General features: G+C 43.6%; 23 protein-coding genes. 6 read left to right on the top strand and 17 right to left on the bottom strand.

What is annotated here, in order from left to right; translation table 11 throughout:
- Positions 1-213 precede the first annotated feature (213 nt).
- Positions 214-537, top strand: coding sequence for a chaperone modulator CbpM (locus H4W00_RS02195; RefSeq protein WP_209955989.1), 324 nt, complete (start codon positions 214-216; stop codon positions 535-537).
- 360 nt (positions 538-897) lie between these two features.
- On the opposite strand, the gene H4W00_RS02190 is transcribed toward H4W00_RS02195, so the two are convergent.
- The 5 genes from H4W00_RS02190 to H4W00_RS02170 all read right to left on the bottom strand — a co-directional run bounded on the left by H4W00_RS02190 (position 898) and on the right by H4W00_RS02170 (position 7,514).
- Positions 898-2,085, bottom strand: coding sequence for an MFS transporter (locus H4W00_RS02190; protein ID WP_209955987.1), 1,188 nt, complete (start codon positions 2,083-2,085; stop codon positions 898-900).
- 687 nt (positions 2,086-2,772) lie between these two features.
- Entirely contained in the window at positions 2,773-3,975 is a 1,203-nt protein-coding gene (gene sstT, locus H4W00_RS02185; protein ID WP_209955985.1) for a serine/threonine transporter SstT, read from the bottom strand.
- A 372-nt stretch (positions 3,976-4,347) separates the two neighbouring features.
- The gene (locus tag H4W00_RS02180; RefSeq protein ID WP_209955983.1) at positions 4,348-4,824 is read right to left on the bottom strand and encodes a DNA polymerase III subunit chi; all 477 of its coding nucleotides are present in this window, start codon (positions 4,822-4,824) and stop codon (positions 4,348-4,350) included.
- A gap of 73 nt (positions 4,825-4,897) precedes the next feature.
- Positions 4,898-6,544: a leucyl aminopeptidase gene (locus H4W00_RS02175; RefSeq protein ID WP_209955981.1), complete on the bottom strand. Its 1,647-nt coding sequence runs from the start codon at positions 6,542-6,544 to the stop codon at positions 4,898-4,900.
- Positions 6,545-6,908: 364 nt separating this feature from the next.
- Positions 6,909-7,514, bottom strand: coding sequence for a cysteine hydrolase family protein (locus H4W00_RS02170; RefSeq protein WP_209955978.1), 606 nt, complete (start codon positions 7,512-7,514; stop codon positions 6,909-6,911).
- A 604-nt stretch (positions 7,515-8,118) separates the two neighbouring features.
- Here H4W00_RS02170 and H4W00_RS02165 point away from each other — a divergent pair.
- Entirely contained in the window at positions 8,119-9,435 is a 1,317-nt protein-coding gene (locus H4W00_RS02165; protein WP_334684847.1) for an LPS export ABC transporter permease LptF, read from the top strand.
- The gene (lptG, locus tag H4W00_RS02160; protein ID WP_209955976.1) at positions 9,435-10,688 is read left to right on the top strand and encodes an LPS export ABC transporter permease LptG; all 1,254 of its coding nucleotides are present in this window, start codon (positions 9,435-9,437) and stop codon (positions 10,686-10,688) included. The genes H4W00_RS02165 and lptG overlap by 1 nt, the downstream gene beginning before the upstream one ends.
- A 104-nt stretch (positions 10,689-10,792) precedes the next feature.
- Here lptG and H4W00_RS02155 read toward each other — a convergent pair whose 3' ends face one another.
- The gene (locus H4W00_RS02155) at positions 10,793-11,401 is read right to left on the bottom strand and encodes a class I SAM-dependent methyltransferase (RefSeq protein ID WP_209955974.1); all 609 of its coding nucleotides are present in this window, start codon (positions 11,399-11,401) and stop codon (positions 10,793-10,795) included.
- 211 nt (positions 11,402-11,612) lie between these two features.
- Between H4W00_RS02155 and H4W00_RS02150 the strand changes: the two genes are divergently transcribed.
- The gene (locus H4W00_RS02150) at positions 11,613-12,527 is read left to right on the top strand and encodes a DMT family transporter (protein WP_209955972.1); all 915 of its coding nucleotides are present in this window, start codon (positions 11,613-11,615) and stop codon (positions 12,525-12,527) included.
- Between the two features lie 317 nt (positions 12,528-12,844).
- On the opposite strand, the gene xerD is transcribed toward H4W00_RS02150, so the two are convergent.
- From xerD to recN, 7 genes are all read right to left on the bottom strand, one after another.
- Positions 12,845-13,783: a site-specific tyrosine recombinase XerD gene (gene xerD / locus H4W00_RS02145; protein ID WP_209955971.1), complete on the bottom strand. Its 939-nt coding sequence runs from the start codon at positions 13,781-13,783 to the stop codon at positions 12,845-12,847.
- Between the two features lie 270 nt (positions 13,784-14,053).
- Positions 14,054-15,262, bottom strand: coding sequence for a methyltransferase (locus H4W00_RS02140; RefSeq protein WP_209955969.1), 1,209 nt, complete (start codon positions 15,260-15,262; stop codon positions 14,054-14,056).
- A 139-nt stretch (positions 15,263-15,401) separates the two neighbouring features.
- The gene (tusA, locus tag H4W00_RS02135) at positions 15,402-15,662 is read right to left on the bottom strand and encodes a sulfurtransferase TusA (RefSeq protein ID WP_209955967.1); all 261 of its coding nucleotides are present in this window, start codon (positions 15,660-15,662) and stop codon (positions 15,402-15,404) included.
- A 69-nt stretch (positions 15,663-15,731) separates the two neighbouring features.
- Entirely contained in the window at positions 15,732-16,238 is a 507-nt protein-coding gene (locus tag H4W00_RS02130) for a hypothetical protein (RefSeq protein WP_209955965.1), read from the bottom strand.
- A gap of 92 nt (positions 16,239-16,330) precedes the next feature.
- Positions 16,331-16,852 carry a Holliday junction resolvase RuvX gene (gene ruvX, locus H4W00_RS02125; protein WP_209955963.1) on the bottom strand — a complete coding sequence of 174 codons (522 nt, stop codon included), beginning with the start codon at positions 16,850-16,852 and terminating at the stop codon, positions 16,331-16,333.
- A gap of 315 nt (positions 16,853-17,167) precedes the next feature.
- A complete protein-coding gene (locus H4W00_RS02120) occupies positions 17,168-17,731 on the bottom strand; it encodes a YqgE/AlgH family protein (RefSeq protein WP_209955962.1) in 564 nt (187 codons plus the stop codon).
- Positions 17,732-17,919: 188 nt separating this feature from the next.
- Complete coding sequence (gene recN / locus H4W00_RS02115) at positions 17,920-19,599, bottom strand: DNA repair protein RecN (RefSeq protein ID WP_209955960.1); 1,680 nt, start codon at positions 19,597-19,599, stop codon at positions 17,920-17,922.
- A 624-nt stretch (positions 19,600-20,223) separates the two neighbouring features.
- Between recN and ppnP the strand changes: the two genes are divergently transcribed.
- Entirely contained in the window at positions 20,224-20,559 is a 336-nt protein-coding gene (ppnP, locus tag H4W00_RS02110; RefSeq protein WP_209955958.1) for a pyrimidine/purine nucleoside phosphorylase, read from the top strand.
- A 355-nt stretch (positions 20,560-20,914) separates the two neighbouring features.
- Positions 20,915-21,685, top strand: a complete 771-nt coding sequence (gene rlmB, locus H4W00_RS02105) for a 23S rRNA (guanosine(2251)-2'-O)-methyltransferase RlmB (protein WP_209955956.1) — start codon at positions 20,915-20,917, stop codon at positions 21,683-21,685.
- Here rlmB and coaE read toward each other — a convergent pair.
- The 4 genes from coaE to pilB form a co-directional block, all read right to left on the bottom strand.
- On the bottom strand, positions 21,648-22,295 hold the full coding sequence (gene coaE / locus H4W00_RS02100) for a dephospho-CoA kinase (RefSeq protein WP_209958828.1): 648 nt from the start codon (positions 22,293-22,295) through the stop codon (positions 21,648-21,650). The genes rlmB and coaE overlap by 38 nt on opposite strands.
- Positions 22,296-22,534: 239 nt before the next feature.
- The gene (locus H4W00_RS02095; protein ID WP_209955953.1) at positions 22,535-23,434 is read right to left on the bottom strand and encodes a prepilin peptidase; all 900 of its coding nucleotides are present in this window, start codon (positions 23,432-23,434) and stop codon (positions 22,535-22,537) included.
- A 25-nt stretch (positions 23,435-23,459) separates the two neighbouring features.
- Positions 23,460-24,683, bottom strand: a complete 1,224-nt coding sequence (locus H4W00_RS02090) for a type II secretion system F family protein (RefSeq protein ID WP_209955952.1) — start codon at positions 24,681-24,683, stop codon at positions 23,460-23,462.
- Between the two features lie 241 nt (positions 24,684-24,924).
- Entirely contained in the window at positions 24,925-26,634 is a 1,710-nt protein-coding gene (gene pilB / locus H4W00_RS02085) for a type IV-A pilus assembly ATPase PilB (RefSeq protein ID WP_334684986.1), read from the bottom strand.
- Between the last annotated feature and the right edge of the window lie 214 nt (positions 26,635-26,848).

Below are 26,848 nucleotides of genomic sequence, written 5' to 3'. Positions count from 1 at the left end.
AAACGATTTTAACCGCTTATGAACTATGATAGCTTGCGACTAATGAAATCAGTCTTTTAAAAATAGCGATAAGTTTTTAGAACTGGCTATAAAGCACAGAAGCGCAAAGGTTACTTATGCTGGTATTCCACTATCGCAGTGTTAACGATAACAGCCGTAAAAATGATGACTATATGGTACCGATGACATACAGAGCAAACGAGGATAATAATTATGAAACACTCGCCTGAATTAACCGACATTATCATGAACTTAGACGAACTGGTGTCTGCTTGTGGGCAGGATCGTCAATGGGTCATTGCTTTGATTGAAGAGAGCGTCATTGAATATGACGTGCCTGACAGCGAACAGTTTAGCGGCTATCAACTGACCACCGTTCGCCGCGCTTCTCGTTTGAGTCGCGACTTTGAAGCCAGCGTGCCAGCGATTGGTTTGATTATTGAGCTATTAGATGAGCTTGAGCAACTGCGTCAGTTCAAACGCCAATGGGACGCTGAGTCATCAATGATTGAAGTGGAAATTAGCAATTTAAAGTGATATATCAGCTTAAATCAGTTTAGTCGCTTAAAGTATTCTAATGACATGGCCAAACTCGTTTCCGATGATATTGAATAAAAACGAGATATAACTTCACGCGACCGCTAAAAAAGTTGCTTGCTGTGAACTTGATATATGCTAGAGGCTTCATAGATTTTTTCTAGCCATACTGTATTCTCTGCAAAATAGACCAGCTAAAGTGGGCAAATAATCGGGCAGTTATTAAAAGTTAAATATAAATTGCAGACAACAAAAAAGGGCTGTTATAGCCCTTTTTTATGGTTATAGATAACCGCCTTGTCTGTCATAGATAAACACTTAAGCTAGTATTTCTCCCGTTAGATTATAGTGTCTAGATTGTTATTTAGCGCGGAAACCATTTATTCTAGCAGTCCATACGATCGACAAACCTATTAGTGCTAGCGCGAGTACTGCCCATGGGAATGACACTGCCCCAAGGTGCTGTAATAGTAGTGCACCCGCTACCCCGCCGCTAGCGACTGCCAAATTAAATACGGTCACAAACATTGATTGTGCCACATCGGCATTCTTACCCGCTGCACCCGCTAGCGCAGTTTGTAGCATTATTGGTGCGCCACCAAAGGTGATACCCCATAGGGCTATGCCCACTAGCACGAGTGCCGTTGAGCCACCAGAGAAGCCCAATATTAATGCAGCTACCGCAAATCCACTCAGACCTATCAAAGCCATAGCCCGTAGCCAGTGATCGACTAACAGCCCAGTCAGCCAGATTCCAACCATGGCAGCCATGCCGAATAGCAATAGGACAGCGTCGACCCGCTCTGCTAACCCAACCGAGGCTAAGAACGGTTCGATATAGGTATAAAGTAGATTGTGCGCGGTTATCCAGACGAACACTGTGAGCAGTACGGGACGGATACCTGGCATCAAGAAAATGCGTTTAATAGGCAAGCGCTGTTTAACCGACTGTCCCGCAAAGTCTGGTATCGCTAGTCGTACCCAGATTAACAATAATAAGGTTAGCGCTGACATGATCCAGAACACTCCACGCCAGTCAAACAGCATTCCTAACCAAGTTCCTAATGGAATTCCAAGGGCGAGAGCAATGGGTTGACCCACACCCGTTATGGCCAATGCACGACCTCGCATATTGTCGGCCACCATTCGTAACACATAGCCGGGTAACAATCCCCATATTACCCCAGCTGCCATCCCTGCGGCAAAGCGTGCCACTATAATGATGGCATAGCTGCTGGACAAGGTTGTGACAATATTAAACACTAACAAGGCACCGACTGCCAACATGAACAGTCGCCTGCGGTTCCAACTGCGGGTAGCGGCGATAACTGGGATAGCGGCTAGCACTGAGCCTAGCGCATAGAAGGTTATCAGTTGACCGGCCAGCGCTTTGGATACGCCTAACGACTCACTTATTTGCGGCAGTAGACCTGCTGGCATGGTTTCAGTCATGATAGCGAGGAAACCTGCCAAGGTGAATGCTAGCAGCTTCCAAATAGGTAAACTGGGAGCAACAGGGGCAGATACTTGATGATCGTCGATACTCATATAGTGATTGCTCCTGTTGCTATAGAGGCTATATTAGTCATAGCCATACGGGTTATATAGGCCATGTAGGTTGTACGAGTAATGCAGAATATATTGAAAGTGAAGCTGGCAATGTTCATTTTTTCATTAATGTTCATGTTAACTTCTTTTAATAATAGATAAAAAACCCTTTCCATGAATGGTTAGGGTGGCAAGACATGATGGTCTTTTATAAATAGAGGTTATTAAGCGCCAAAGTTGCTGGTGACGAGGCTATAAAGTTAACTACTAGATAGACTGGGTGTTGTAACTAGAGTCTGAACGGGGCGTGCAGTATAGCTGCGTTTCCACAGTATGCGTATGCCGGTATGTACCGTTTTGTTAAGCACGAAACCCTTACTACGTATGATGATTTTATTGTTTGGAATCATAGTTTTGGACTATATAAAGGTTAATATGAACCTTTCACTATTAAGACTAGATTATAAAGTGAGGGCTTTATCATATGCTTATAAAAGTGTATAAGCTAGCAGTCATTGCATGCCAAAGGTAGGGAGAGTTCGACAAATTTTAGCCAAAAAAAAAGGACATTAATAGGCCCTTTTTTTTATGAAATAATCGTATCGCAAAGTACTATTTTTTAAAAAATAGTACTTTAAAAAATAGTATTTTAAACCGTCGCATTATAGATGACTCATATATCCGCAATTAACGGGCATATTTAGGGTCAGCGGCTGCTGTAAATAGCACATCAGTTGATGAGTTCAGCGCAGTTTCTGCTGAATCTTGCACCACCCCAATAATAAAGCCGATGGCCACCACTTGCATGGCCACGTCGTTAGGGATGCTAAATAAGCTACTTGCTAGTGGAATAAGTAGTAAGGAGCCACCCGCCACACCGGACGCACCGCAAGCACTAATGGTAGCGACTAAGCTTAATAGTAGGGCGGAGGCAAAGCTCACTTCGATTCCCAAAGTATGAGCAGCGGCCAGCGTTAAGACGTTAATAGTAATCGCCGCGCCAGCCATATTGATAGTGGCGCCCAGTGGAATAGTCACTGAATAAGTATCTTCATGCAGACCCAGTTTACGCGCAAGATTCATGTTGACTGGAATGTTTGCTGCAGAACTACGAGTGAAAAATGCTGTAATCCCTGACTCACGTAGGCAGGTAAAGACTAGTGGATAAGGATTCTTTCCAGTTTTTACCAGCACGATTAGGGGGTTGGCAATCAAAGCAATAAATAGCATACAACCGACTAGTACTAATAAAATACGTGCATAGCCTGCCAGCGCGGCAAAGCCGGTTTCAGCGACCGTATTGGCAACCAAGCCTAAGATACCAATAGGGGCCAGCGCAATAACCCATTTTACCACTTGCGAGATAGCATCAGCAAAGTCCACTACCACGGTGCGCGCGGTTTCACTGACTTGACGAAGGGCAAAGCCAATAATGATTGCCCAAGCTAAGATGCCAATATAATTGGCTTCAGCGATCGCATTGACCGGGTTTGCGACCAGGTTGAGTAGCAGATTGGTAAGAACTTCTTTTAGGTCAGCTGGTGGTACTTGCTCAATAGTGGCATTAACTAAAACCAACTCGGTTGGAAACAAAAAGCTGGCCCCGACCGCGATAAGTGCTGCAAAAAAAGTGCCGAAGATATACATAATCAGCACGGGTTTGACATAAACCTCACTACCACTACGGTGTTGGCAAATGGCCGACATCACCAAAATAAACACCAGTACTGGAGCAACTGCCTTTAGCGCGCCGACAAACAGTGTGCCCAGTAGTCCTAATGCAATACCGATACTGGGAGCCAGCCAGCCGACTAATACCCCTAATATTAAGCCAATAATAATCAGCGGTACCAGACCTATACGTTGGTACATCATAAATAATGAACGCATCACACCACCTTTATCCGAGTTAATAAAAATTTAATAATGAAAAATTAATCATATCAATAATATAATAATCAGGCGATGGTAGCATTTTTTTACATATTCGCCTACTGCAATACAGCGACGGTATGGATTTACGGCTTAGAGTCAGAGTAAGTAGACTATATAAAAGCAGATAGGTTTAATGGTAGCTGGTTCACTATAAATCAGTATTTAAGCCATTTTAAAAAATTAAAATTAAAGATAAAGAAGAGTGTATATATGACACTAATAGGTCTAGGAAGCCTGACGATGTGAGCTTATTTTTTGGGATTGGGATTGGGATTGGGATTGGGATTGGGATTGGGATTGGGATTATGAATAGGGCTGAGAGTAGTACTACACTTTAAAATGAGTCAGCTTATAATCTAATTGTTGATAACGCTTATATTTAATACGTCCCTCTTGCACACTGGCGGCGTCCGGTTTGATGATTTCAAGGATACGGGTTGGCTGCGCATTACTGGTTGCAGTCATAAAGTCGTTGATGGGATGGGAGGTGGTATTGATAATAATACCATTGAACTCTGCTGGTAAATAAGTACCCAGTAAGACGGGTGCTAACATTTTATTTGTCGCTAAGGAACTATTTGCAGAGACAATAGTCGTATCAGACGCCAAACGTTGGTGCGGAATAAAGCTACTGGCATCATGGGCCCATAGCGCTTGATCAAAATCGTCAAGTAACGCGTCATCCTCAGTAAGGATTAATAGCGACTGATTGCTTTTGTTTAACGCTGTTTGGGTCAATTGACAAACAAAGCCCAAGAAATCTTGGGCCTTATTCTCACTTAACACATAAAAACTAATTTGCATGGTGCAAACCCTCTACATTAATAGTAGTCATCAATTAATAATGGCCATGAAGGTCTGTACCAGTCATAAAAGCTTATGCCATGCCTGCACAGTTCTTTAGATACTGCATGAATAATGGCACAGGACGACCGGTTGCTGCTTTTTCACTACCTGAGTTCCATGCGGTACCGGCAATATCTAAATGCGCCCATGCTTGACCGTCTTCAACGAAGCGCGATAAGAAGCATGCTGCAGTTACTGCCCCTGCACCTTTACCACCAATGTTTTGCATATCAGCGATAGGCGAGTTGATGAGTGATTGGTATTCGTCGTCCATTGGCATATGCCAAATTAAATCACCTGATTGGGTGCTGGCGTTTTCGAGTGCAAACAGTACATCTTCATCATTACTAAATACTGCTGAACGCACATGGCCTAAGGCAACCACACAAGCACCAGTTAAGGTAGCAACATCGATGATAGCTTTTGGCTGATAGTAGCGCTGTACGTAGCATAAGGTATCTGCCAACACTAAACGGCCTTCAGCATCGGTGTTTAATATTTCGACCGACTTACCGTTCATAGCTTTTACGATATCACCAGGACGAGTAGCATCACCTGATGGCATATTTTCTGCGCAGGCTAGAGCACCAACAACGTTGATTGGTAGACGGGCCTCGCATAGGGCTTTCATCGTGCCCAATACAGCGGCTGAACCACCCATGTCGAATTTCATCTCATCCATAGCAGCGGCAGGCTTAATTGAAATACCACCTGAATCAAAGGTGACACCTTTACCGACTAGTACGATAGGCGCATCATCGTTTGAGATTTGAGCATTATCAGCATTGTTTTTGTCGGCTTTTTTACTGGCTTTTTTCATTGGTAGTTTATCGGTAAGAATTTTTAGACCGCCACTAACCTTTGCGCTGTTGTTGGCAGTGTTAGCACTGAATTTTGATTTGCCTTGATATTCTAAAAGTACCAATTGGCCTTCTTTAGTTGACCCTTGAGATACCGCTAAGAAACAGCCCATGCCCAATGCTGACATGTCGTCTTCGCCCAGTACGGTCACTTTTAACAAGTCAGGATAGGCGTTGGCTAATTCTTGTGCTTGCTCTGCCATGAAGACTGGGAAGCAGATATTACCTGGCTCATTGGCCACATCGCGAGTCAGGCTTTGACCGATAAATACAGACTGTGCAAAGTCTAATGCGGGCTGTAGAGCGTCATCAGCGAGCAAGTAGATATCAGTTAATATCGGTGTTGTTTGTTCAGACTTATACTTATCAAAACGATAGCTTGCAGCCAACAGATTGAGAGCAAATTGTCCAAACTGCTCTTCTTCTAAGGCATCACCTAAGGCGACGGTAATAGACGCAACACGTTTCTGTGTGCTCTTGTAGATGGTATTAGCAATTTTTTGCAGCACGGTGTTATTGAGCTTATCGCAGCAACCAACACCAACTAATAATAGCTGGACAGGGTTTTGCTTGGTGGTCTTTTTATCACCTGCCAATGCGTAATCAGCAACAGTTTCACAAGCTTTGCCATTAAAGTGTGAGACTTCAATCAGTTGCTCAATACGGGTTTGGTAATCGCTTAAAGCGGACTCAGCTAATATATTTTTTTTATCATCGACTAAGATCACCAGACAGGAGGCGTCTTTGTCTATCGCTTCTTTTTTGAGAATTTTTTGGTTATGAGTTTTTGGTAACTGCTCAGTTAGTTTAATATTCATATATTTTTATCCTTGTGTAGTGCAAAGAAAGTTTTAGTGCAAAAAAGTATCAATGTCAGTTAGAGTGCGAGGCGCATTAGGTTGTGAGTTATATTTGTTGGCCTAACAAGCTAGTTTTACAGTGTACCATATCAAGAGCTAAGTGCGTGTTTAGCAAGGGTTAGGTAATATCTTCGAACACATTTGCCGTACTATCTGGTCGCCTGCAAACGCAGCGACCCGCCATAATATTGATAGTACGATTAACCAATAATACTGTGATTAACTATTAAATAATACTGTGATCAACTATTAATAGTATGATTAATTAACAGCCTGGCGGGTTTTACTGGTCGAGGTACCGGCCAATAATCAATGACTGCTATTAACCGTTGACCAGCTGATCGGTCGATACTAGGGCTGCAAATCTATCCTGTAGAGCCGCCATCGCCGTATCATGTACAACTTCAGCGCTGATAGCTTGTCCTGCAGCACTTGGTAAGGCACGAGTGGCACAGGCATCATGGCAAACATAACTCTGAAAGCCAAGGTCAAAGGCTGCTCTCACGCTCGAACTGACACACATGTGACTCATAAAGCCAGCAAAAATAATCTGCTGCTTATTGGCGGCGGCTATAAGCTCCTGCAGCGGCGTGTCATAAAATGAGTTGGGGTGCTTTTTAGTGATGGTTTTTTCATTGTCGCTGGGCTTTAACACCTCAACGATGTCTACTTTAGAAGTCAATGGATCAAAAACCTTGTCATTGTCTTCGCCATGATGCGCCATATGAAAAACAGGAATGTTTTCCTTTCTGGCTTTATCGAGTAGTAGGCGTGCGTTTGCAGTTGCTTTGACACCTAGTTCACCTAAAGGCATGGCACCGTCAACATATTCATTCTGATAATCAATGAAGACGATAGCGCAATTTGACCAATCAATCGGCTCAAATTGTCCGCCAGCTAGATTAAGTAGTGTAGAGGGAACAGACATTTTATTCTCCGTTGTATAATTAAACCTATATAAATCCAATACCGTAGCCAACTAGCCTGCCGTACCTACCTTGATAAGTAGCGACAGTCAGTGCTTGGTTGTTATCGATTGATGTGCTTTTATCACAACTATCAAAAGAAAGTATTAAAATTATTCGGTTTCGACTTTAAGGTATGAGTTAAAAAGGTATGACAGCAAATTCTAACAACTAATCTCGACAATAATTAGAGCTAGATACCAACAACACACAAACCCGTTTAAATAAAGTGAAGAAAAGGGCTGGTTTTTATGCTGTTAAGCCAGAAACTAACAGCAGGATATCTAAAAACATAAGTGGGTAGTCAGTAAGGGTTAGGTAATATTTTCGAACACATTTCACCGCTATTTTTTACAAAAATATGCTAGCATTAGCAGCTATATCGGTCTGTGTCATGATTTCTCTTGCGCTAACAAATACAGGTGTGACCTTAAGCGTGGCTTAACTATAGCATTATACAGTTAGCCCTGGCTTATTCTTAACACGACAACCGCCAAATATTATTTATAAACCTACTAATAAATACGCGAGAAATCGCGAGAACGCCATCTGCTAAGAGTACCTATTGTGATATTAAGCCGCTACATGACCCGTCAGGTTGCCTCGACCACTGCTTTGGTATTGGGTTTTTTGATGGTGTTCATGCTTGGTGGTCGCCTAATACGCTACTTCGGTATTGCTGCTGAAGGTCGCTTAGATATCAGCTTGTTATTTAGTATTATTGGCTATAACTTGCCGTATTTTTTAGAGCTGATTTTACCGTTAGCTTTTTTTATTGCATTAATGTTGGTATTTGGGCGCTTGTATGTCGACCAAGAAATGGCGGTGATTAACGGTAGTGGTATTTCTCGCGGTAAGCTTGCACGAATGATGACCCCATTAATTTTGATATTATTCGTAGGCGAGGCGGCGTTATCTGTGATTGCTAAACCCTGGGGCGTGCGCTCTTCAGAGACCATTTGGCAGCAGCAGGCACTGACCAGCGCTTTTGATTTAATACGGCCCAATGAGTTTATCAGTACTGGCAATTATCATCTGTATGTGGGCAGTCTGAGCGACGATAAAAAACAACTGCAAGACGTAGTATTGATTCAATCTGAACCCACAGAAAAAGGCTCGAGCGCTAAAAGTACAACCGCTGAGCTGACTGAACAGCGTAGCATTCCAGAGCTACCTAGTGATTTGCCTAGTGATTTGCCTAGTGATTTGCCTAAAGCGCTGGTTGACCAAGCTGACAGTAGCGATCTGGCCATTAGCAAAGACACCATTACTTTAGCTAAGCGGGCACAGCAAGTGGATACTGGCGGTGACGGCGTGACCCAATTGGATTTATTCCAAGGGCGGCGTTATGAAGTGGGAGCCGGAAGCCTGAGGTATAATCAGGTCAGTTTTGACAGATATCGCATCACCTTGTCTGAACCGTCCAAGGAAGTAATGACCGAAGACAACATCGAAACCCAAGCTATTATGCCATTATGGCAAGCCGCGACTGGTACTGCACAAGTGGGCAGCGTCAATGCTATGCGTGCTGCCCAAGCTGAACTGGGCTATCGGTTGGCGCTACCATGGCTGATGATCATTGCCCCTATGCTAGCGGTACCGCTGGCGCAAGTGCGTCCTCGCCAAGGGCGCTGGCTGCGACTATTTCCATCGATTTTATTATTTGTCAGCTGTGCGTTAGGTATTATCTCGCTCAAGAATGCCGTGAGTAAAGGTGGTATTAGCGTATGGTCGTATGCGTGGCTGATTTTAGGATTTATGGCATTAGCGCTTTATCTGAACTGGGGTACCCGAATTCAACACCGTCTGCGCTTCCGTGTGAAAGGTAATACGCTGGTCTCTGCTGAGACTCAAAGCAATGGCTCACATGGAGGGCCATCATAATGCGCGCCTCACTACTTACCAAGCTCTCTAAAAAACCATCTCAAAATCAGACTGCTAATGCTCAACATGCCAGCCTAAAAGTACTTGGACGCTATGTCAAAACCAATGCCTTACTGGCAATTATTGCCGCAGTATTAGGCTTGTGGGCTTTACAACTTTTGTTTTCTTATTTGTCTGAACTTGATGCACTCACCGACAGCTATACGATGTCTGATGTGCTTAAATACATTCTTTATCGCTCACCCTATTTTTTAGAACAATTTATGCCGACAGGTGCCTTATTGGGTGCGGTAATTGGTTTGGGACTGCTGGCGAATAAAAGTGAGCTGGTGGTCATGCGTGCCTCAGGGGTCAGCCTTTATCGTATCGTCGGTTGGGTGTTGCAGCCAGCCCTAGTTTTTGCACTATTGGCATTGGCCATTAATCAGTTTGTACTTCCGCACACTAATCAGTTAGCGAATGATATTAATAGCGAAGATAGCGGCGCATCAATCACTTCAGTGCGTGGTTATTGGACCATGCAGCCGCGCTTTAAAGCCGCTGCCGACAGTAGTGATTCTAGTAAGAACTCAGGTACGGCAGAAGTACAGCCAGATGGCAGCGATATTCTCTATATTGATTACGCTGATGTACAAGGCAATATCGGTACGGTCAAGCGTTGGCACTTAGATAACAATGGCAACTTACAAACTGCTATTCATGCTAAAGGGGGGCAGTATACGGGTCGTATAGTTATTGACACCCCAAATGCTAAGCCTCGCGAGCAATATCGCTACGAGTGGCAGTTAAATAATATGACTAAGCTGACGATCAATAAAGGTTTTGATAGCACGCAAGCAAAGTCAGAAACAGATACTTTAAGCCTGCCTTTTGCGCCGGAGTCTGTCTACCTACTCACACGTCAAGCTGAAGACTTATCGCTCACTCAGCTTTATCAACATCGACAATTCATGCGTCAGCAAGATAAACGCTCGTTAAGTCACGAACTGGCATTTTGGCAAAAACTCCTGTCACCCTTATCTATTTTATCGCTGGTTATAGTCGCCTGCTCCTTCGTCTTTGGTTCCTTGCGTACGCATAGCTTGGGTCTGCGTATCGTAGTAGCATTATTATTCGGTTTACTGTTTAGTTATATTCAGGATTTGGTCGGCTTTATCTCGCTGGCAACTGGATTTTCGCCCCTATTGATGGTGTTATTACCTATTATTGCTAGTGCTTTATTGGGTGGCTATCTACTAAAACGGCAGATGTAGACTGATACGCTTTGATATAGATAGACCTAAAAAAGCACGCTAAATCATGACAGATTCAGCGTGCTTTTTTTGACTGAAATTTCACGGCTTCATAAATAGTTTGATTAGTCTTTAGTTGCCATAGTAATCGTATAGGTTTTGCCTTGTTTTACTTTCTCACTATTACCAAACACTTCGGTAAATGAGCGCTTCATAAATTGACGTAAGCCATTAATCGTTACCACATAAAAGCGGCCACCTTTACGCATACGCGCATGCGCATCGAGGAAATAGAGATAATGCTGCTCTTTACCTACCTTGGCTGGCAAGTTTGACATCACCAGGCTAAAGTCCTTGGCTTTATCCACATGATTAAAGCCGTTAGATAAATGCACATCGACATTATTCAAACCGTTCTTCTCGCAGTTACGGCGCGCATATTCTACTGCCATAAAGTCCTTATCAATCAAGGTATGCTGACCATCTGGACATTCACGCGCTGCTGCCATGCCCAATACGCCATAGCCACAGCCCAAATCTATTGAGTCATCATCCGCTTCAAAATCAATATAATCGAGGAGCATCAAGCTACCGTCATCGAGCTTTTGCGGAGAAAAAATGCCCCAAGTGGTCGCAAAGTCAAAAGGCTTGCCCAGTACATCTTGACGAAAATTAATATCATCGCGCCAGTGTTTGGCTTTTTCTAATAGGTCAGTGGGAGGTCTATGGCTCATGAGATTCTCGAATAATGGATAAGTAAAAGGTGAGTGCGTGCGATTTATGACAATTAATAAGTCAAAATAAGCGAACGCCTTATAGTGCACATTGTAACGAGAAAAGGGCAGGTTTGCAGCTATGGATTGATAGAATTGAGAGTTGGGGTTGAAGTAGGTACAAGGGTAGGTTAGTTTAATATTTACAGCTCGACCTATCAGGAGTATCTGCTTGAAATCTAGTACACACCTTAAAGAATATAAAGATAACTTACCTCTCGCAGTATTGGTAATTATCATAGCGGTATTAGCGCTTTCACTAGGTGATGCACTAATCAAGTTCACTAGCGCAGAGTTTGTTATTTGGCAAATATTTGTTCTGCGCTCGCTCCTAGTGATGCCTATTCTTCTGCTTTACCTTTGGATTAAAGTGCCAAGTGCCTTATCTGTTCCACCAGCGCTAGGCTGGACAATGCTTCGCAGCGTTATGCTAGTTGGCATGTGGCTCGCTTACTACCTGGCTTTACCAAATCTAGACTTGTCGATTGCTGCCGCGACCTACTATACACTCCCTATTTTTATCACTCTTTTTTCAGCCGTATTCATTGGTGACAAAATCAGTCGTCTCGGATGGATGGCAGTAACCGTCGGATTTTTAGGGGTCCTATTAATACTTCGTCCAAAAGCTGGAGATTTTAACCTTTTTGCTATTTTGCCGTTAATCTCCGCTGTGCTCTATGCCTTGTCAATGATCCTAACTCGTACCAAGTGCCGAGACGTTAATCCAGTCATGCTATCGCTCGTACTGAACTTGACTTTCGTTGTCGTAGGGACATTGGCTGCGGTTTTGATTTCGTCAATTGTTTCTGAACCACGTAAAGGTTTCTTATTGGCTTCATGGACAAACATGGGGTTCGTAGAATGGGCGTTAATGGCACTGTTGGCAGTTGCAATTCTGATAGGTAGTGTAGGAGCAGCAATCGCTTATCAAAAGGCACCGCCCGCAGTCATTGGTACATTTGACTTTGCGTATGTTGGATTTGCTATATTATGGGGGCTAGTATTTTTTGCCGAAGTTCCAGACATGTTATCTCTAGTTGGAATCTTCTTGATTGTCGTAGCAGGATTCATGTCCTTACGGCAATAATTGCTTCGTTTGTCCATAAACAGTTTTGTAGGATTCTTCCAGCGCACCGAACAGCTCGCAAAAATTAATTTTCTACACGAAGTAGTATTGTGTGAAACGCTTGGTTCAACTAGAAATAAGCTCGTCCTAAATCAGGATCATAAGCTATATCATGGATGAAATACTATGAACAATCTAAAAAATTAATCAGGTATTCTATGACATCATTTAGCGTTGCACTTGGTGTGTTAATTTAAGCTTATAAAAAGGTTGTAAGCTTCTGTGTAAAGCTGACTAGAGCCAAAATATACACTAAATGATCACTTTTAGTTTATGAATCATCCCCTAGGATGATGCTCAGCATGCAATTTCTGCAATCGAGCCGTCGCCACATGAGTATATATCTGGGTAGTCGATAAATCACTATGGCCTAAGAGTAATTGCACACTACGCAAATCCGCACCATGATTCAGTAGATGAGTAGCAAATGCATGGCGTAGGGTATGCGGTGATAAGTCTTTATCAATACTAGCCACTTTGGCGTATTTTTTTAGCAGATACCAAAAGTTTTGCCGGGTCATATAACCGCCTTGCGCGGTCAAGAATACTGCTTGGCAATTCCCTGCCTTTAGATGCGCAACCAAATCACCGCGTCCATGGGCTAAATAATCTTCAAGCGCGTCTGCCGCATATTCTCCTAACGGTACTAAACGGGTTTTATTGCCTTTACCAGTGATTTGTAGCCAGCCAGCATTTAGATTGACTTGTTCTATTGATAGATTAACCAGTTCACTGACCCGCAGACCACAGGCATATAGTACCTCTAGCATGGCTTTATCACGTAGACCAAGCGCGGTACTGCTATCGGGCGCTGCCAGTAGGTTGTCGACATCAGCTTCGGCTAAGTCTTTTGGTAGTGGACGGCCAATCTTGGGGGTTTTAATACGCTCGCAAGGATTGTCTTCGCGTAGATTGCTAGCAATCATCCATAGATAAAACTGGCGTAGGCTAGATAGCATACGTGCTTGAGTGCGTGGAGTTTTACTGTCTTGGGCGAGGATTGATAGACAATGTAGCACTTCATCGGGCTGCCAAAGTGTCAGTGCGGTATGACTGGTCAGCTCACAAGAGCGCAGATCGCGTACATAAGCGTTACGAGTGCGGGTCGCCAAACCACGAGCGAGCATAGCCTGACGAAACTCGGTCATATAAATCGGCTCGTCATCTACTGCTAGCGCTTTTGGTTGGCGCTGTTGCACGGCACGGTCGCGGCTCATAAGACAATTCTCGGTGGTTGTACAGAACAGGTTGATTGGTGTAGACGTTTACCACCTAACCTAATACAGAATAGAGTCAATCCAACTTAGGAACGGTACTGCTGGTATAAGCTTTTTGCAGCCTCTGTCTGCGTAGGCATAGCAAGCAAGAAAAATTTATACCAGTAGCACGTTGATAGGAATGACTCCCTCTTATTTTGAACTGGCCATAATGTTAATAAAATTTTTGTTAGGCAATTTTTATGCATTAGCTACTATTCAGCTATTACTTTAATTATCAACAGGCACTAAACACCATAACGAGGTGATTTCCGCACTGCGCGCAGCGAACAGTGGGTCAGTAGTGTCTTGACTACGACTGTGTTTAGGCTGGGTATCGAGACGGTATTTAACCTCTAAACCAGCATCGGCAAACCAGCCCAATAACTCATCACGGCTGCGCAACTGCAAATGTTCAGCCAAATCTGACAGAATTAACCAGACTTCTCCCTGCTCGGCCAAATGCTGTTTTGCGCCCTGCAAAAACCCACGCAACATCGCGCTATTGGCATCATAGACAGCGTATTCTAATGGCGAGGTTGGCTTAGCTGGTAACCAAGGTGGATTACAAACAATCAGATTGGCTAACGGCGCGTCAGTCGGAAACAAATCTGCTTGCTGTAACTGCACGGCTGACTCTAAACGCGCAAAGTTCTCGCTGGCGCAGGCCAAAGCACGTGGATTTAAGTCGGTCGCAATCACCTGTTGCATACCGCGCTGCGCTAAGATAATGGCTAGCAAACCGGTGCCAGTACCAATATCAAAGGCCACATCACAAGCATTCGGCAGTCGTGCATCAAGCAATAGCTGCACATACTCATGACGGGTTGGCGCAAACACACCATAATGCGGGAAAATCGATAGACCTAAACTTTCAATCGGTACCCCTTTTGCACGCCATCCCGCCGCGCCTAAGGCACCTTGCAGGTCACGAAACGAGAGTAAGCACGACTCATCCATTCCCTCATCTAACTGGCCAAAAGCCGCAGTACAAGCCGCACTGATATCGGGGGCGCGATGTAACTGACTGACATAACTGGCATCAAGCTTTAATAGCAAACGGCTTAATACGCGTGAACGCTGGGCTTGAGCTTGGCGCTGTTGATGAAACAAGTTCGGTATCTGTTTAGAAACTACTAAGGGCTCAGCCGTGGTTTTAGTCGACTTATTTTTATTGGCTGCCTTGCTAATTTTGCGCTGCTCAGAGCGCTCAATACGTCGATTGATGGCTTGTAGTAGTTGCCGTGCATTCTGAAAGTCGCCGTGCCACAGCATTGAAGTGCCCGCGCAAGCCAAACGATAGGCCTCATCTGCTGTCGTTTTATCGTCGATCAAAACAATACGTACAGGTGGCACTTGGTTGCTTTGGGACAACCAGCGGGCATTATGTAAGGTTTCGTTTTCGTGCCACTGCACATACTGCTTTTCTGTTGGTAACACGCTGCCTACCTTTAACCTGTGAATGATATATTTTCTACAATGCAAAGATATAATCGATTTAATTTAAAAACGATACAGTGCTAAGTAGCTGTGAGTAAACCTGAATGCATACAAGTTGGCAACCGATGATTAGTAACTACTAAGCACTCTTTTTCTTTACTAAATAGCGATACGTTGGCGCCTCATTTAGCGTTTCTTGATGGACAAGCGTGTGCCCCAGATGGCGACAAAAATTAGGAATATCGCGCGTAGTAGCGGGATCAGTGGCTAATATCTCGATAACATCACCGCCATCCGCTTTACGAATGGTCTTATGGAGCATCATTACTGGCTCAGGACAAATCAGCCCTTGGGTGTCCAAATGATGATTAATAGTAGTGTCTGGCGTCGAAGTTGTCATAGTCGCAGCTTTAAAAGGTAAGTTAATGAATTGAAATAGTGGTGGCGATTCGGTTGTTTTATAGCTCTTTTATAGTGAAGAGTCTTCCGACTCAATAACATTACCTACTTTCGAGTCTTCAATGATTTCAGGTTCTTCTTCTACTTCTAAAAAGTCAAAAAAGCGTTTAAAACTAACTTTAAATAAAAATGCCACACCAAGCCATGAAGCCAATCCCAGCCAAGCGGTATCAGCAAACAGCAACCCGCCGACAAGAATAATGCTCGAGACCCCGACAGTCATAATAACCATCGATGCTTGATTGAGCCGATAGCGATAAATAATAAAGGCATCATAAAGGGTAATAGGAATGGTCAGGGCAATCAATACATAGGGTAGATTAAAAAACAATCGATACAGCAGTTGGTTGTCATGAAACATCTTTATGCTGGCTATTGTGCCAAAAACCATAAAGGCAAAGATGGCAGCATAAATCAGGTATACCGCAATTTGGTTCGCTCGCTGTGCCCCTTTAATGCGAGTAACCGCAAGCGGAGTAAAGCCGTACTGTGTGGATTGGTCTGGGGCATGAGTCATAACAATCAGCCATCCTTTAGGTAAATATTATTAACAGAGGTATAAATATACTGATAATTGTTGGTCTAACAACTGATCGCCCAACAATAGTTTTAATCAGCTTGTACAGCATCAATGGCGATACTGCTACTAGGCTCAGCGAAGTAAGTAGACATTAAGATACAAGCAGAGACATCATCAATTGGGTCACGTTCATTCTTGATCCAGCCGTGTTCCCACGCCAGCTCACGGGCTTCTACTGAGGTCAAGCGCTCATCACAAAGTATCACGGTCGCCGGTGAGTGCTGCTCTAATAAGCGATGCGCTAGCCTGCGGGCGAACTTATGAGCACGCTTCGATAGCATAGAGCTGCTGCCATCCATATTTAGCGGTAGCCCGACCACTACTTGGGCGATCCCCCAAACCTCGATGATCCCGAGTAAATTATCCCAGTCAGGTTGCCCATTATTCATCGCTAAAATATCGAACGCGCGCGCAGTCTCAGTAATGGTATTACCTAGCGCCATACCCATTTTTTTGACCCCATAATCTAGTGCTAATATGAGATGAGGTTTGGTGGCGGGCTCAGCAATACTAGGATCATCGACTTCAACGGTGGTATGACTATCTACCATAATAAGGGGTACTTCCTTTTCCATTAAGATTTTTTATTAAAGCTTCTTTATAAATTTTATTTTTTATCAAGATGATTTTTATCAAGATAATTTTATGTAGCTTTGCTTATTTTATATTGTGTATTTCTTATTCAACACATACAAGCTAAAATTTTGAGAAAATAAATGGAAGATCTCGACAATCTTACAGCTGATAGTGCGAAAGTTTTTGATTGTATTATGAGGAAATAAACTTGGGGGAAAATAGTTTTGAGCGCATTAGTCCTGACGAAATTGGCGATATCATGTTTATAGGTATGGCGATCAGCCTAATTATTAAGCATGACCGATGTCGCTACTTAGATAATCAAAATTTATCCCAATCTTTTCTGCCGCGAGCTGCCAACGTTCTTCAAACGGTGTGTCAAATAATAACGTTAAATCAGCAGGACACACTAACCAATCACCGCTATCAAGTTCGCGTTCAAGTTGTTTTTTGCCCCAACTGGCATGACCTAAGCACAATTGATAATGGCCAATCCCTTCACCAGCAGCAATCCGCTGAAGAATATCTTGACTGGTCGTGATGCAAACGTTCTCCGAGATGGCAAATGATGACGCCCATTCTGGTTGACCGGTATGCAGCACAAAACCCACTTCAGGATACATAGGTCCCCCTTCTAAAGCCAAGTCTTCCATCACTTGCGGCTCAGTAACCTCAATATTTAAATCTTCTAATAGCTTACCTACACGCGATCGTTCTAGTGGACGGTTGACCATCAGACCCAGTGCGCCCTGTTTATCATGGCGACAGATATAGATTAGCGCCTGTTCAAACCGAGGGTCCGACAGTTCTGGCGCTGCAATTAAGAAATGATGGGTCAAGTTAGCTCTAGGCATAGGGGCATGTACAATATAAATGAGTTGGGATATTACTATATGGTGTTATTGAGTAAGAAATCAACTGAAGCTAAAAATCAACAGACTGTAGGTATGAAGATACCTGACGGATACTAACTAAAGGACGATGGTCATTCAAAAGTAATCTGAACCACCACACATCAATAGTGAATGAACTGCAGCGATTGTCATTTAACATCAGTCAATAAACTGCGAGCATGCTCACGGGTAACTTCAGTGATCGTCACGCCACCGGACATTCGTGCCAGCTCGTCTACTTTTTCACTGTCAGTCAAGATTAACAGTTCGCTTTGGGTTTGTTCATGATGATGCTTTTGTACCAAGATATGCTGATGTGCTTGCGCAGCGACTTGTGCCTGATGGGTGATAGCTAATAGCTGTTGAGTCTGGCCAAGGGCGCGCAGTAGCTCGCCGACTACTTGTGCGGTACCGCCACTGATACCAACGTCGACCTCATCGAATACCAACATTGGCTTGGCAGCATTATTATCGGCATTGGTCGCTTGCAGTACCTGCATGACTAATGCCATGCGTGAGAGTTCGCCACCTGAAGCAATCTTATGCAGCGGCTGCATCGGCATACCAACGTTAGCGCTAAACAATAAGTCAATATCAAAGCAGCCTTGCGCATTATAACGAGCGGGGTCGGCTTTTTCAGTGAAGACGAACTCACAGCGCGCATTAGGTAGCGCCAATGGTTGCAACTGGGCAACCAGCTGGGTACAGACAATCGGTGCTGCTTGTGACCGTTGATCATTCAGCTGGGTCGCTAACTGTAGATAATCTTGCCATGCTTGCTCGATTTGCGCAGCAAGGGCATCACTGCTAGGTTCATTTTCTAGCTGCTCTAATTGCTCTTGCCACGCTCGTGCTTCGGCAATCAAATCACTCGCTGGCAAGCCATGCTTGCGTGATAATCGATGCCCCAAGCTTATTAAGCTATCTAATGCTTGTAGACGTTCAGGGTCAGGTAATTGTTGCTCAGCATAATCTGAAAGTAGGGCCGTCACTTCGGTGATTTGTTGTTGGGCTAAATGTAGTTGTTCAGAGGCTTGCACAAAGGTTTGACTGACACCCACTTGATTGTCACATAATTTGATAGCCCGTCCGAGCAAGGTCATGACATCTGGCTCATCAGTATCATTATCCAGTAGATGCAAGCCATGACTGGCTTCTTGCATTAATGCTTCAATATTCGATAATTCTTCATGCTCAGCTTCAACCTCTTGATAATCAACGCTCAGGAGCGGTGCGATATCGGTCAGCTGACTTTGCAATAGTTGAATTTTATCTTGCCGCTGAGCCTCGCGGCTAGCAATGTCATCAGCACGGCGTTGTAGTTGTTGGTACTGCTGATAATGGCTCGCCGTTTGCGCCGCTAATGCTGATATTTGCGCCATCTCGTCAAGCCACTGCACGACAAACTGTGGTTTCAGCAATGCTTGTTGGGCGTGCTGGCTATGAATATTAACCAATAAGCTACCCAGGTTTTTCAGCTCAGCCAAACTTACAGGCGTGCCGTTCAGCCAAGCTTTTGAGCGTCCATTACTACTCAATTGCCGGCGAATCAATATTTCCGGCTCATCCAATAGTCGGTCATGCTCAACGAACCAATCAGCGATGACACCATTACCTTGCACATCAAATTGGGCATAAATATCAGCATGAGCCGCGCCATGTCTGACCATTGCACTATCTGCTCGTTCACCAACACATAATGATAGCGCATCAAGTAACAGCGATTTACCAGCTCCTGTTTCACCAGTGATGACATTAAAGCCCTCAGCGACGTTCAGCTCATGCTTGGCTATTAATGCAAACTGATATAAAGATAATGATAATAGCATCAACGCCTCTCATGGCAGACAATTAACATCAAGTAAAATCTCAGGTAAGTTATAGCGACAATAGGTTGGTAAGGTCAATTGACGGTTATTAATAAATAGGAATTACCGGTAAATAGTATGGTGTCAAAACGCTTTAAATACAAATGTTAGGAACGACGAATCACATAAACCCATATAGCATGACCTGCATTAAGTACTGTAAAAAAGTCGTTAACAAACATCATTAGAGTAGTTAGCCTAACCATAAGTTTTCTTAAAAGCAATAGCATGGCATGCAACCACGTTTAGCATTTTGTCTTAATATTCTTTTATAATGACGGTGGCGCTGTAACAAATTTGGTAGACATAATGTGGTAGCATTATCTCACATAATGATAAACTCTTGCTACAATGCATCACATACATCAAGTTACATTATAGGAGGTCAACGCGTTGTAGAACAAAATACGGTGAGTAGAGTGGTTCAGTAACTCAGCACCTTAAGGCGTTTATTTTAAAGTCTCTACACACATTTAGACTCTATATCTATATCTATATCTATGTTTAGAAATAACCATTTCCACCGTGATTCAATCAGTCGCTTATTTTTTAGTTTAGCAATAATTATTTGATAAGGAAGCCACTATGACAGCGGCACAATTTACTAATGTGACAGTCAATGCTCAGGCCACAATATCTTATGATGGGCGTTGCTCAAGCCACACCATCATGTTCGAAGACGGCCGCCATAAAACATTAGGCGTCATTCTACCGTGCGATAATATGGTCGAACAATATCACTTTAGCACCAATACTTCCGAACGTATTGAGATCATCAGCGGCGAGTGTGAAGTTAAAATTAATGGTGATGAAGGATTTAGCTACTACCGTGCTGGCCAGTCATTCGTGGTCGAAGGTAATAGCGGTTTTAACTTACGTACTGAAGAAATCGTCCAGTATGTCTGTCATTTAGAAGGTTAGTGTTATAATGATTCAACTATCAGTCTGTCACGCGTGTCAGACTTGATTAATACCGCTAATTTGATAGGCTCCCTATAGTTTTTACTCGGTAAGCAGCTAAGTATTTTATGTTCGTTTCACTATAAATGCTCGACAGATCAAAAGTTACCGCTCAAAACTATCGCTCAAGATTATCGCTTAAAATGATAGCCAAAAACTGTAGATCGTCAAATTAGAGGCCGTAGCATTACCAATTGAAAATAAACGAATAAGATCATTCTGATTTTGTTTGTTTCTTTTCATTGACATAATTTATAGCCGTAACTCACTTTCTATCGCATCTAGCGATACCCATCTTTTAATCAGCAGGTCTATTATGGCAAAACCCAGCTATTTTTATGGTATTCATGCCATTGATGCCTTACTCGAATATCGTCCCATTGATGCACTCAGTCTATTTGTGCAGCAAGGCCGCGAAAATGATAGCCATGTACAAGCTATTATCGTGCAAGCAGAAGCCAATGGTGTGAGTATCCAGCCTACCCAAAAAGATAACCTGACCCAGCTGTGTGGCAGTCCGCAGCATCAAGGAGTGGTGCTGCACGCCCGTCCGTTAAGTTTTGCGGATGAGGGTTTATTGGACAAGGTCATCGGCCGCGATCAGTGTTTGATATTAGTACTGGATCAGATCACGGATGCGCATAACTTCGGTGCCTGCTTGCGAACCGCTGTGGCGATGGGTGTCGATGTGGTTGTTTGTCCAAAACATCATGCTGCCAGTCTAACGCCAACAGTTGCCAAAGTATCAGTCGGTGCAGCGGAGATGATGCCTATCATTAGTGTGACTAATCTAGCGCGTACACTGTCGCAGATTAAAAGTGCCGGTGTATTCGTATTTGGTACGGCACTTAACGCCGATGCCAAACCCATACATGCCGCAGATTTGACTGGCAAAACTGCGCTTATTATGGGTTCTGAAGGTGACGGTATGCGTCGTCTGACTACTGAGAGCTGTGATGAATTAGTTTATATTCCCATGTCAGGTAATGAGCATGGCAATTTACAAAGCCTCAACGTCAGTGTCGCTACAGGTATGGCGCTTTATGAGATCAATCGACAGCGTACTTTAGCTGCTGAGCAAGAGTGAGGTAGGTTTGATGTAGCGGCTGCAATTGCAAGCGTAATGCAGCCAAGTCGTCTTCATTAGTAATCACATCATCGGCATGGCGATTGCGTTCTTCGCGGCTAAGTTGATTGACCATAATGGCTCTAATCTTTGCCGTGCTCTGCTCATCACGCAGACCTGCGCGCATAAGCTGTGTATCTTCATGCACATCAATCACTAGGATACGCTGGCATAAATTGGCCAGACCGGCCTCTGACGCTTCAATAAGCAAAGGAGCAGATAGCACCACATAAGCTGATGTGCTGGCTGCTAGCTGTACTTTTGCCGCTTCACGTATTGCTGGATGAGTAATCGCTTCCAGCTCAATGAGCGCTTCAGGATGGGTAAATACATGTGCACGTACCGCGGCACGATCCATTTCTCCTCCAGCATTAATCACCCAATCACCAAATTTTTTCTGGATTTTACGTAGGGTAATACTGCCTTTATCGACCACTTTATGAGCAATCACATCAGCATCAATAATATCAATTCCTTGCTCAGCGAACCAGTCGCTGGCAGCAGTTTTGCCACTACCGATACCCCCAGTCAGACCTACGACCAAGGTTTTGTTTTTAGTTTGCTGGCGCATTAAGTTATTATTAGCACTAGTATGATTAGACGGTAAATTAAAGTTTGTTGACATAGGAATGACTTATTTGGCTGATAGAATAAAGAATAAAAACAATCAATAAATAAATATAATAACCAATAAACATAATAACACAGGCCGAGTCGGGCGATATAGCGACCTTAAGCATCGTACTTAAGAGTAGTACTTAAGAGTAGTACTTAAGAGTAGTACTTAAGAGTAGTACTTAAGAATAGCCTTTAGACATACATGCCTAAGTACCAGTTGATGATATCTGAGCCATAAAGTAAAGCGATGATTCCAGCGATAGCGATATAAGGACCAAAGGCAAAAGGTTTACTTTCGCCTTGTTTCTTCATGAGAATAATCCCAACGATCGAACCAAGTAGGGACGACAGTAGAATAATCAATGGCAACATCAGTGGCCCAAGCCAGGCGCCCATTACTGCGAGTAGCTTAAAATCACCTTGGCCCATACCCTGTTTTTTAGTGATCAGATAAAATACCTTGACCACTATCCACAGTGATAAAAACCCTAATAATAAGCCCCAAATTGATTGGGTTGGTGATACAAACCAGCCTTGCGAGTTGACTGCCAAGCCCAATCCTGCTAAAGGAAAAGTGAGACGATCGGGTAGCAGTTGGGTATCAAAATCAATACCTGTCAAGGCAATCAGGGTCCATACCAATATCAATGCTGATAGACCCGTCGCACTAACGCCGAACTGATAAATGATCAACACTGATAACAGCGCAGTGATCAACTCAACGATAGGATAACGCAGACCAATAGCCACCTTACAATCTGAGCAGCGTCCGCGCAAAACCATCCAACTTATCAAAGGAATGTTTTCATACCACTTAATTTTGTGGGCACAGTGGGGACAGCGCGAGGCAGGTGTGCTTAAAGTAAGCGGCAGATCGTTGGCAACCATGTGCGTTAAACCCGCGGCGTGCTCAGGGTTTATATCTACTTGCTGAGATAAGAACTGGCTACACTCTTGCCGCCAGCCATAAACCATCATCAATGGAATACGGTGAATGACTACGTTTAAAAAACTGCCCACGCAAAGACCCAATACCGCAAATACGATTAAAGCCAAGGTAAGGTTTTCTTGTAATAACTGTACGAATTGCATTAAGTCGCTGTCCTTTAATTGGCCTTTAGCCTACCACTGAGCCCATTTGGAAGATTGGTAAATACATGGCAATCACTAAGCCACCGACTAACACCCCCAGTACTGCCATAATCAGTGGTTCCATTAGACTGGTCAAACCATCGACGGCATTATCGACTTCGTTCTCATAATATACAGCCACTTTATCAAGCATTTCTTCCAAGCTACCGGACTCTTCACCGATACCTACCATTTGAATGGCCAAGCTTGGAAATAAATTGGTAGTGCGCATCGAAAACTGTAACTGTTGTCCTGTAGAGACGTCATTTTTTATTTGCTGAGTGGCATTATAAAACACTACATTGTTGGTCGCACCGGCGGTAGATTCTAGAGCATCCAGTAACGGCACGCCAGCGGCAAAGGTGGTGGATAGTGTACGAGAAAAACGCGCAATAACCGCCTGATAAGCAATTTTACCAAATATCGGCGTCTTTAATGTGGCGCGGTCTAAAAAGTCACGAAACTTCTTAGACCGTTTTTTGCCTTCAGAAAAGCCAATAATCGCGGCACCAATCATGATAATCAAAATAAACCAATAAGACTGCATCCATTCTGACATGTGTACAACCATTTTGGTAAAAGCGGGTAATTCTGCACCAAAAGATTCAAACAGTCCGGAGAATACCGGGACGACCTTGACCAGCAAGATAATAGTCACGATAACCGCGACCACCACGACCGCTATTGGGTATTTCAAGGCTTTTTTAATCTTGGCTTTTAGCAGCTCACTCTTTTCTTTATAAGTGGCTACCCGTTCTAGCATAATTTCTAGCGCCCCTGACTGCTCACCAGAATCGACCAGTGAGCAAAACAAATCGTCAAAGTAGCGCGGATGCTTACGTAGTGCAGAAGTAAAAGTGCCTCCCGCTTCAATATCAGCTTTTATTTGCAATACCAGGTCTTTCATACTGGGATTATCAAGCGAGTCAGCGACGATCTCAAAAGACTGGGTTAATGGGACGCCCGCTTTCATCATCGTTGCCAGTTGCCGCGAAAAAATGGCAATATCAATAGGCTTAATGGCTTTTTTGAAGGTAAATATGGGCTTGGGCTTTTTCTTAATGCCTTTGACGGTGATGCCTTGTTTGCGTAAGGTCGCTTTGGCCAGCTCTAAACTACGACTGGTAGTCTCACCTTTGACTTTTTGTCCGCGGCGATTAACCCCTTCATAGACAAAGTCTAGTAGCATATCAGTCTTAGCTTTTGCCATGTTTTTACCCTCGAGTATTATCTAATGTGGACGATTTAAAAACATAAAAAGATGCCCGAATTTCTTAACCACAGTATTAAACTTATGTGTCTTATATTGGCGTAAAAAATGAGTAACTATCAGTGATTAGACCTTTTTAGGGTTTTGATATCCGGTGCTATTAAGTACTGAAGGTTGCTTATGGAAATTTAATTCCAGCTATATTTTGGCAGTTGCTCAGTTGCTCAGTTGCTTATCGCTATTATTCAGAGGTGACCCGCATCATCTCCTGAACACTAGTAACCCCTTGCAATACCTTTAGCACACCAGAGCGGCGCAAATCTCGAAAACCATTTCTGAGCGCTGCGTCCTTAATGTCTATCGCATTACCATTTTCCATAATAATTCGCGAAATATCTGGGCTAACTTTCATCACTTCATAAATACCCACGCGACCTTTATAACCATCGCGGCATTCACCACAGCCTACAGGCTCATAAATCGTGTTTTCTGAATTATGGAAATCAGCATCCGCAAAGCCAATTTCAAGTAAGCTTTGGCGTGGAATAATGACGGGTTTTTTACAGTTTTTACATAAGCGCCTTGCTAGCCTTTGCGCGATAACTAGGTTTACTGAAGTGGCGATGTTAAATGAGGCTACTCCCATATTACGTAAACGCGTTAAAGTTTCTGGAGCAGAGTTAGTATGAAGGGTCGAAAGTACCATGTGACCAGTTTGCGCGGCTTTAATAGCAATCTCAGCAGTCTCAAGGTCACGAATCTCACCCACCATAATAATATCAGGGTCTTGGCGTAAGAATGATTTGAGGGCATTAGAAAAAGTCAAACCTACCTTAGGGTTGACGTTGACCTGATTGATCCCTTCCAAGTTAATCTCAACTGGGTCTTCAGCGGTCGAAATGTTGGTCTCGCCCGTATTGAGGATATTAATACCAGTGTAGAGTGAGACTGTTTTACCGGAGCCGGTAGGGCCGGTAATCAGTAGCATGCCTTGAGGCCTATGTAGCGCTTCTAAAAACATTTTCTTTTGATCGGGTTCATAGCCTAAAGCCTCGATACCGAGCATTGCTGAAGAGGGGTCTAGGATACGCAGAACGATTTTTTCACCGAATAGGGTCGGTAAGGAGTTTACCCGAAAGTCGATGGCTTTATCTTTAGATAGTTTCAGCTTGATACGGCCATCTTGCGGTACACGCCGCTCTGAGATGTCCATTTGTGACATAACTTTTAAGCGTGAAGCAATTTTGCTGGCAAGCTGTACTGGTGGGCTGGCCATCTTTTGCATCACTCCATCCACGCGAAAGCGTACCCGAAATGTCTTTTCATAGGGCTCAAAATGTAGATCTGAGGCGCCCATACGAATAGCATCCACCAACATTTTATTTATAAACTTTACTACCGGTGCTTCATCGACCCCATCGGAAAGTTTGGTTTCTCCATCCTCTTTTTTGATATCTTCAAAATCGACTTTCAGGTCGTTATCCGCAAAGCCTCCAAAACTGTGCATGGTATCTGCATAGAGGCTATCAATACGTTTTTTAAGCTTGTTTTCTTCGACCACCACCGTCTCGACGGACAACCGCGAGTTAAAGGCAATCGCATCAATCGCGTCTACACGGGTCGGATCACTCAATGCCACAAACAGTCGTTGCCCGCGCTTGAAGATGGGCAGCGCGTTAAACTTGCGGACAATTTTTTCATCAACCAAGTCTTTTGGAATGACCTCGTCACTAAGTGCATTAAGGTCAAATAAAGGGTCGCCTAACGCTTGTGATAGCATTTGCGCTAGCTGATAGGCATTGGCTATTTTATTATCTACCAGATAAGAGACCAGTCCAATTTGCTGCTGCAGCGATTCAGTCTGCGCCGCTTTCATGTGCGCTTCACTGACAATGCCTTCACTAATCAGCTGTTGCGCTAGACCACCAAACTTGCTGGTTGTGGTGGACATCATTAACTCTCCTTGGTAACGAATGTGCCATAAACTTGCTCAAAACCAAAACACTATTCAGGGTTCTATTGTTTAGGGTTCTATTATTCAGGGTTCTATGGCAATCGTGACTATCATAAGGGTCCTAATAAACCAACCTCAGTCTCATCAGCACTATACTATAACTATAGCACTTGTGAAATATTTGTTATACTGGCGCGCATGTTAGCCGCAC

Source organism: Psychrobacter sp. PL19 (genome assembly GCF_017875835.1).
Classification (GTDB): Bacteria; Pseudomonadota; Gammaproteobacteria; order Pseudomonadales; family Moraxellaceae; genus Psychrobacter.
This window is presented reverse-complemented; position numbering and strand designations above follow the sequence as displayed.

Bases quoted from the DNA above. Each gene is read 5' to 3' on its own strand.
- H4W00_RS02195 (WP_209955989.1), top strand. From the start codon at position 214: ATGAAACACTCGCCTGAATTAACCGACATTATCATGAACTTAGACGAA.
- H4W00_RS02190 (WP_209955987.1), bottom strand. From the start codon at position 2,085: ATGAGTATCGACGATCATCAAGTATCTGCCCCTGTTGCTCCCAGTTTA.
- sstT (WP_209955985.1), bottom strand. From the start codon at position 3,975: ATGCGTTCATTATTTATGATGTACCAACGTATAGGTCTGGTACCGCTG.
- H4W00_RS02180 (WP_209955983.1), bottom strand. From the start codon at position 4,824: ATGCAAATTAGTTTTTATGTGTTAAGTGAGAATAAGGCCCAAGATTTC.
- H4W00_RS02175 (WP_209955981.1), bottom strand. From the start codon at position 6,544: ATGAATATTAAACTAACTGAGCAGTTACCAAAAACTCATAACCAAAAA.
- H4W00_RS02170 (WP_209955978.1), bottom strand. From the start codon at position 7,514: ATGTCTGTTCCCTCTACACTACTTAATCTAGCTGGCGGACAATTTGAG.
- lptG (WP_209955976.1), top strand. From the start codon at position 9,435: ATGCGCGCCTCACTACTTACCAAGCTCTCTAAAAAACCATCTCAAAAT.
- H4W00_RS02155 (WP_209955974.1), bottom strand. From the start codon at position 11,401: ATGAGCCATAGACCTCCCACTGACCTATTAGAAAAAGCCAAACACTGG.
- xerD (WP_209955971.1), bottom strand. From the start codon at position 13,783: ATGAGCCGCGACCGTGCCGTGCAACAGCGCCAACCAAAAGCGCTAGCA.
- tusA (WP_209955967.1), bottom strand. From the start codon at position 15,662: ATGACAACTTCGACGCCAGACACTACTATTAATCATCATTTGGACACC.
- H4W00_RS02130 (WP_209955965.1), bottom strand. From the start codon at position 16,238: ATGACTCATGCCCCAGACCAATCCACACAGTACGGCTTTACTCCGCTT.
- ruvX (WP_209955963.1), bottom strand. From the start codon at position 16,852: ATGGTAGATAGTCATACCACCGTTGAAGTCGATGATCCTAGTATTGCT.
- H4W00_RS02120 (WP_209955962.1), bottom strand. From the start codon at position 17,731: ATGCCTAGAGCTAACTTGACCCATCATTTCTTAATTGCAGCGCCAGAA.
- recN (WP_209955960.1), bottom strand. From the start codon at position 19,599: ATGCTATTATCATTATCTTTATATCAGTTTGCATTAATAGCCAAGCAT.
- ppnP (WP_209955958.1), top strand. From the start codon at position 20,224: ATGACAGCGGCACAATTTACTAATGTGACAGTCAATGCTCAGGCCACA.
- rlmB (WP_209955956.1), top strand. From the start codon at position 20,915: ATGGCAAAACCCAGCTATTTTTATGGTATTCATGCCATTGATGCCTTA.
- coaE (WP_209958828.1), bottom strand. From the start codon at position 22,295: ATGCGCCAGCAAACTAAAAACAAAACCTTGGTCGTAGGTCTGACTGGG.
- H4W00_RS02095 (WP_209955953.1), bottom strand. From the start codon at position 23,434: ATGCAATTCGTACAGTTATTACAAGAAAACCTTACCTTGGCTTTAATC.
- H4W00_RS02090 (WP_209955952.1), bottom strand. From the start codon at position 24,683: ATGGCAAAAGCTAAGACTGATATGCTACTAGACTTTGTCTATGAAGGG.
- pilB (WP_334684986.1), bottom strand. From the start codon at position 26,634: ATGTCCACCACAACCAGCAAGTTTGGTGGTCTAGCGCAACAGCTGATT.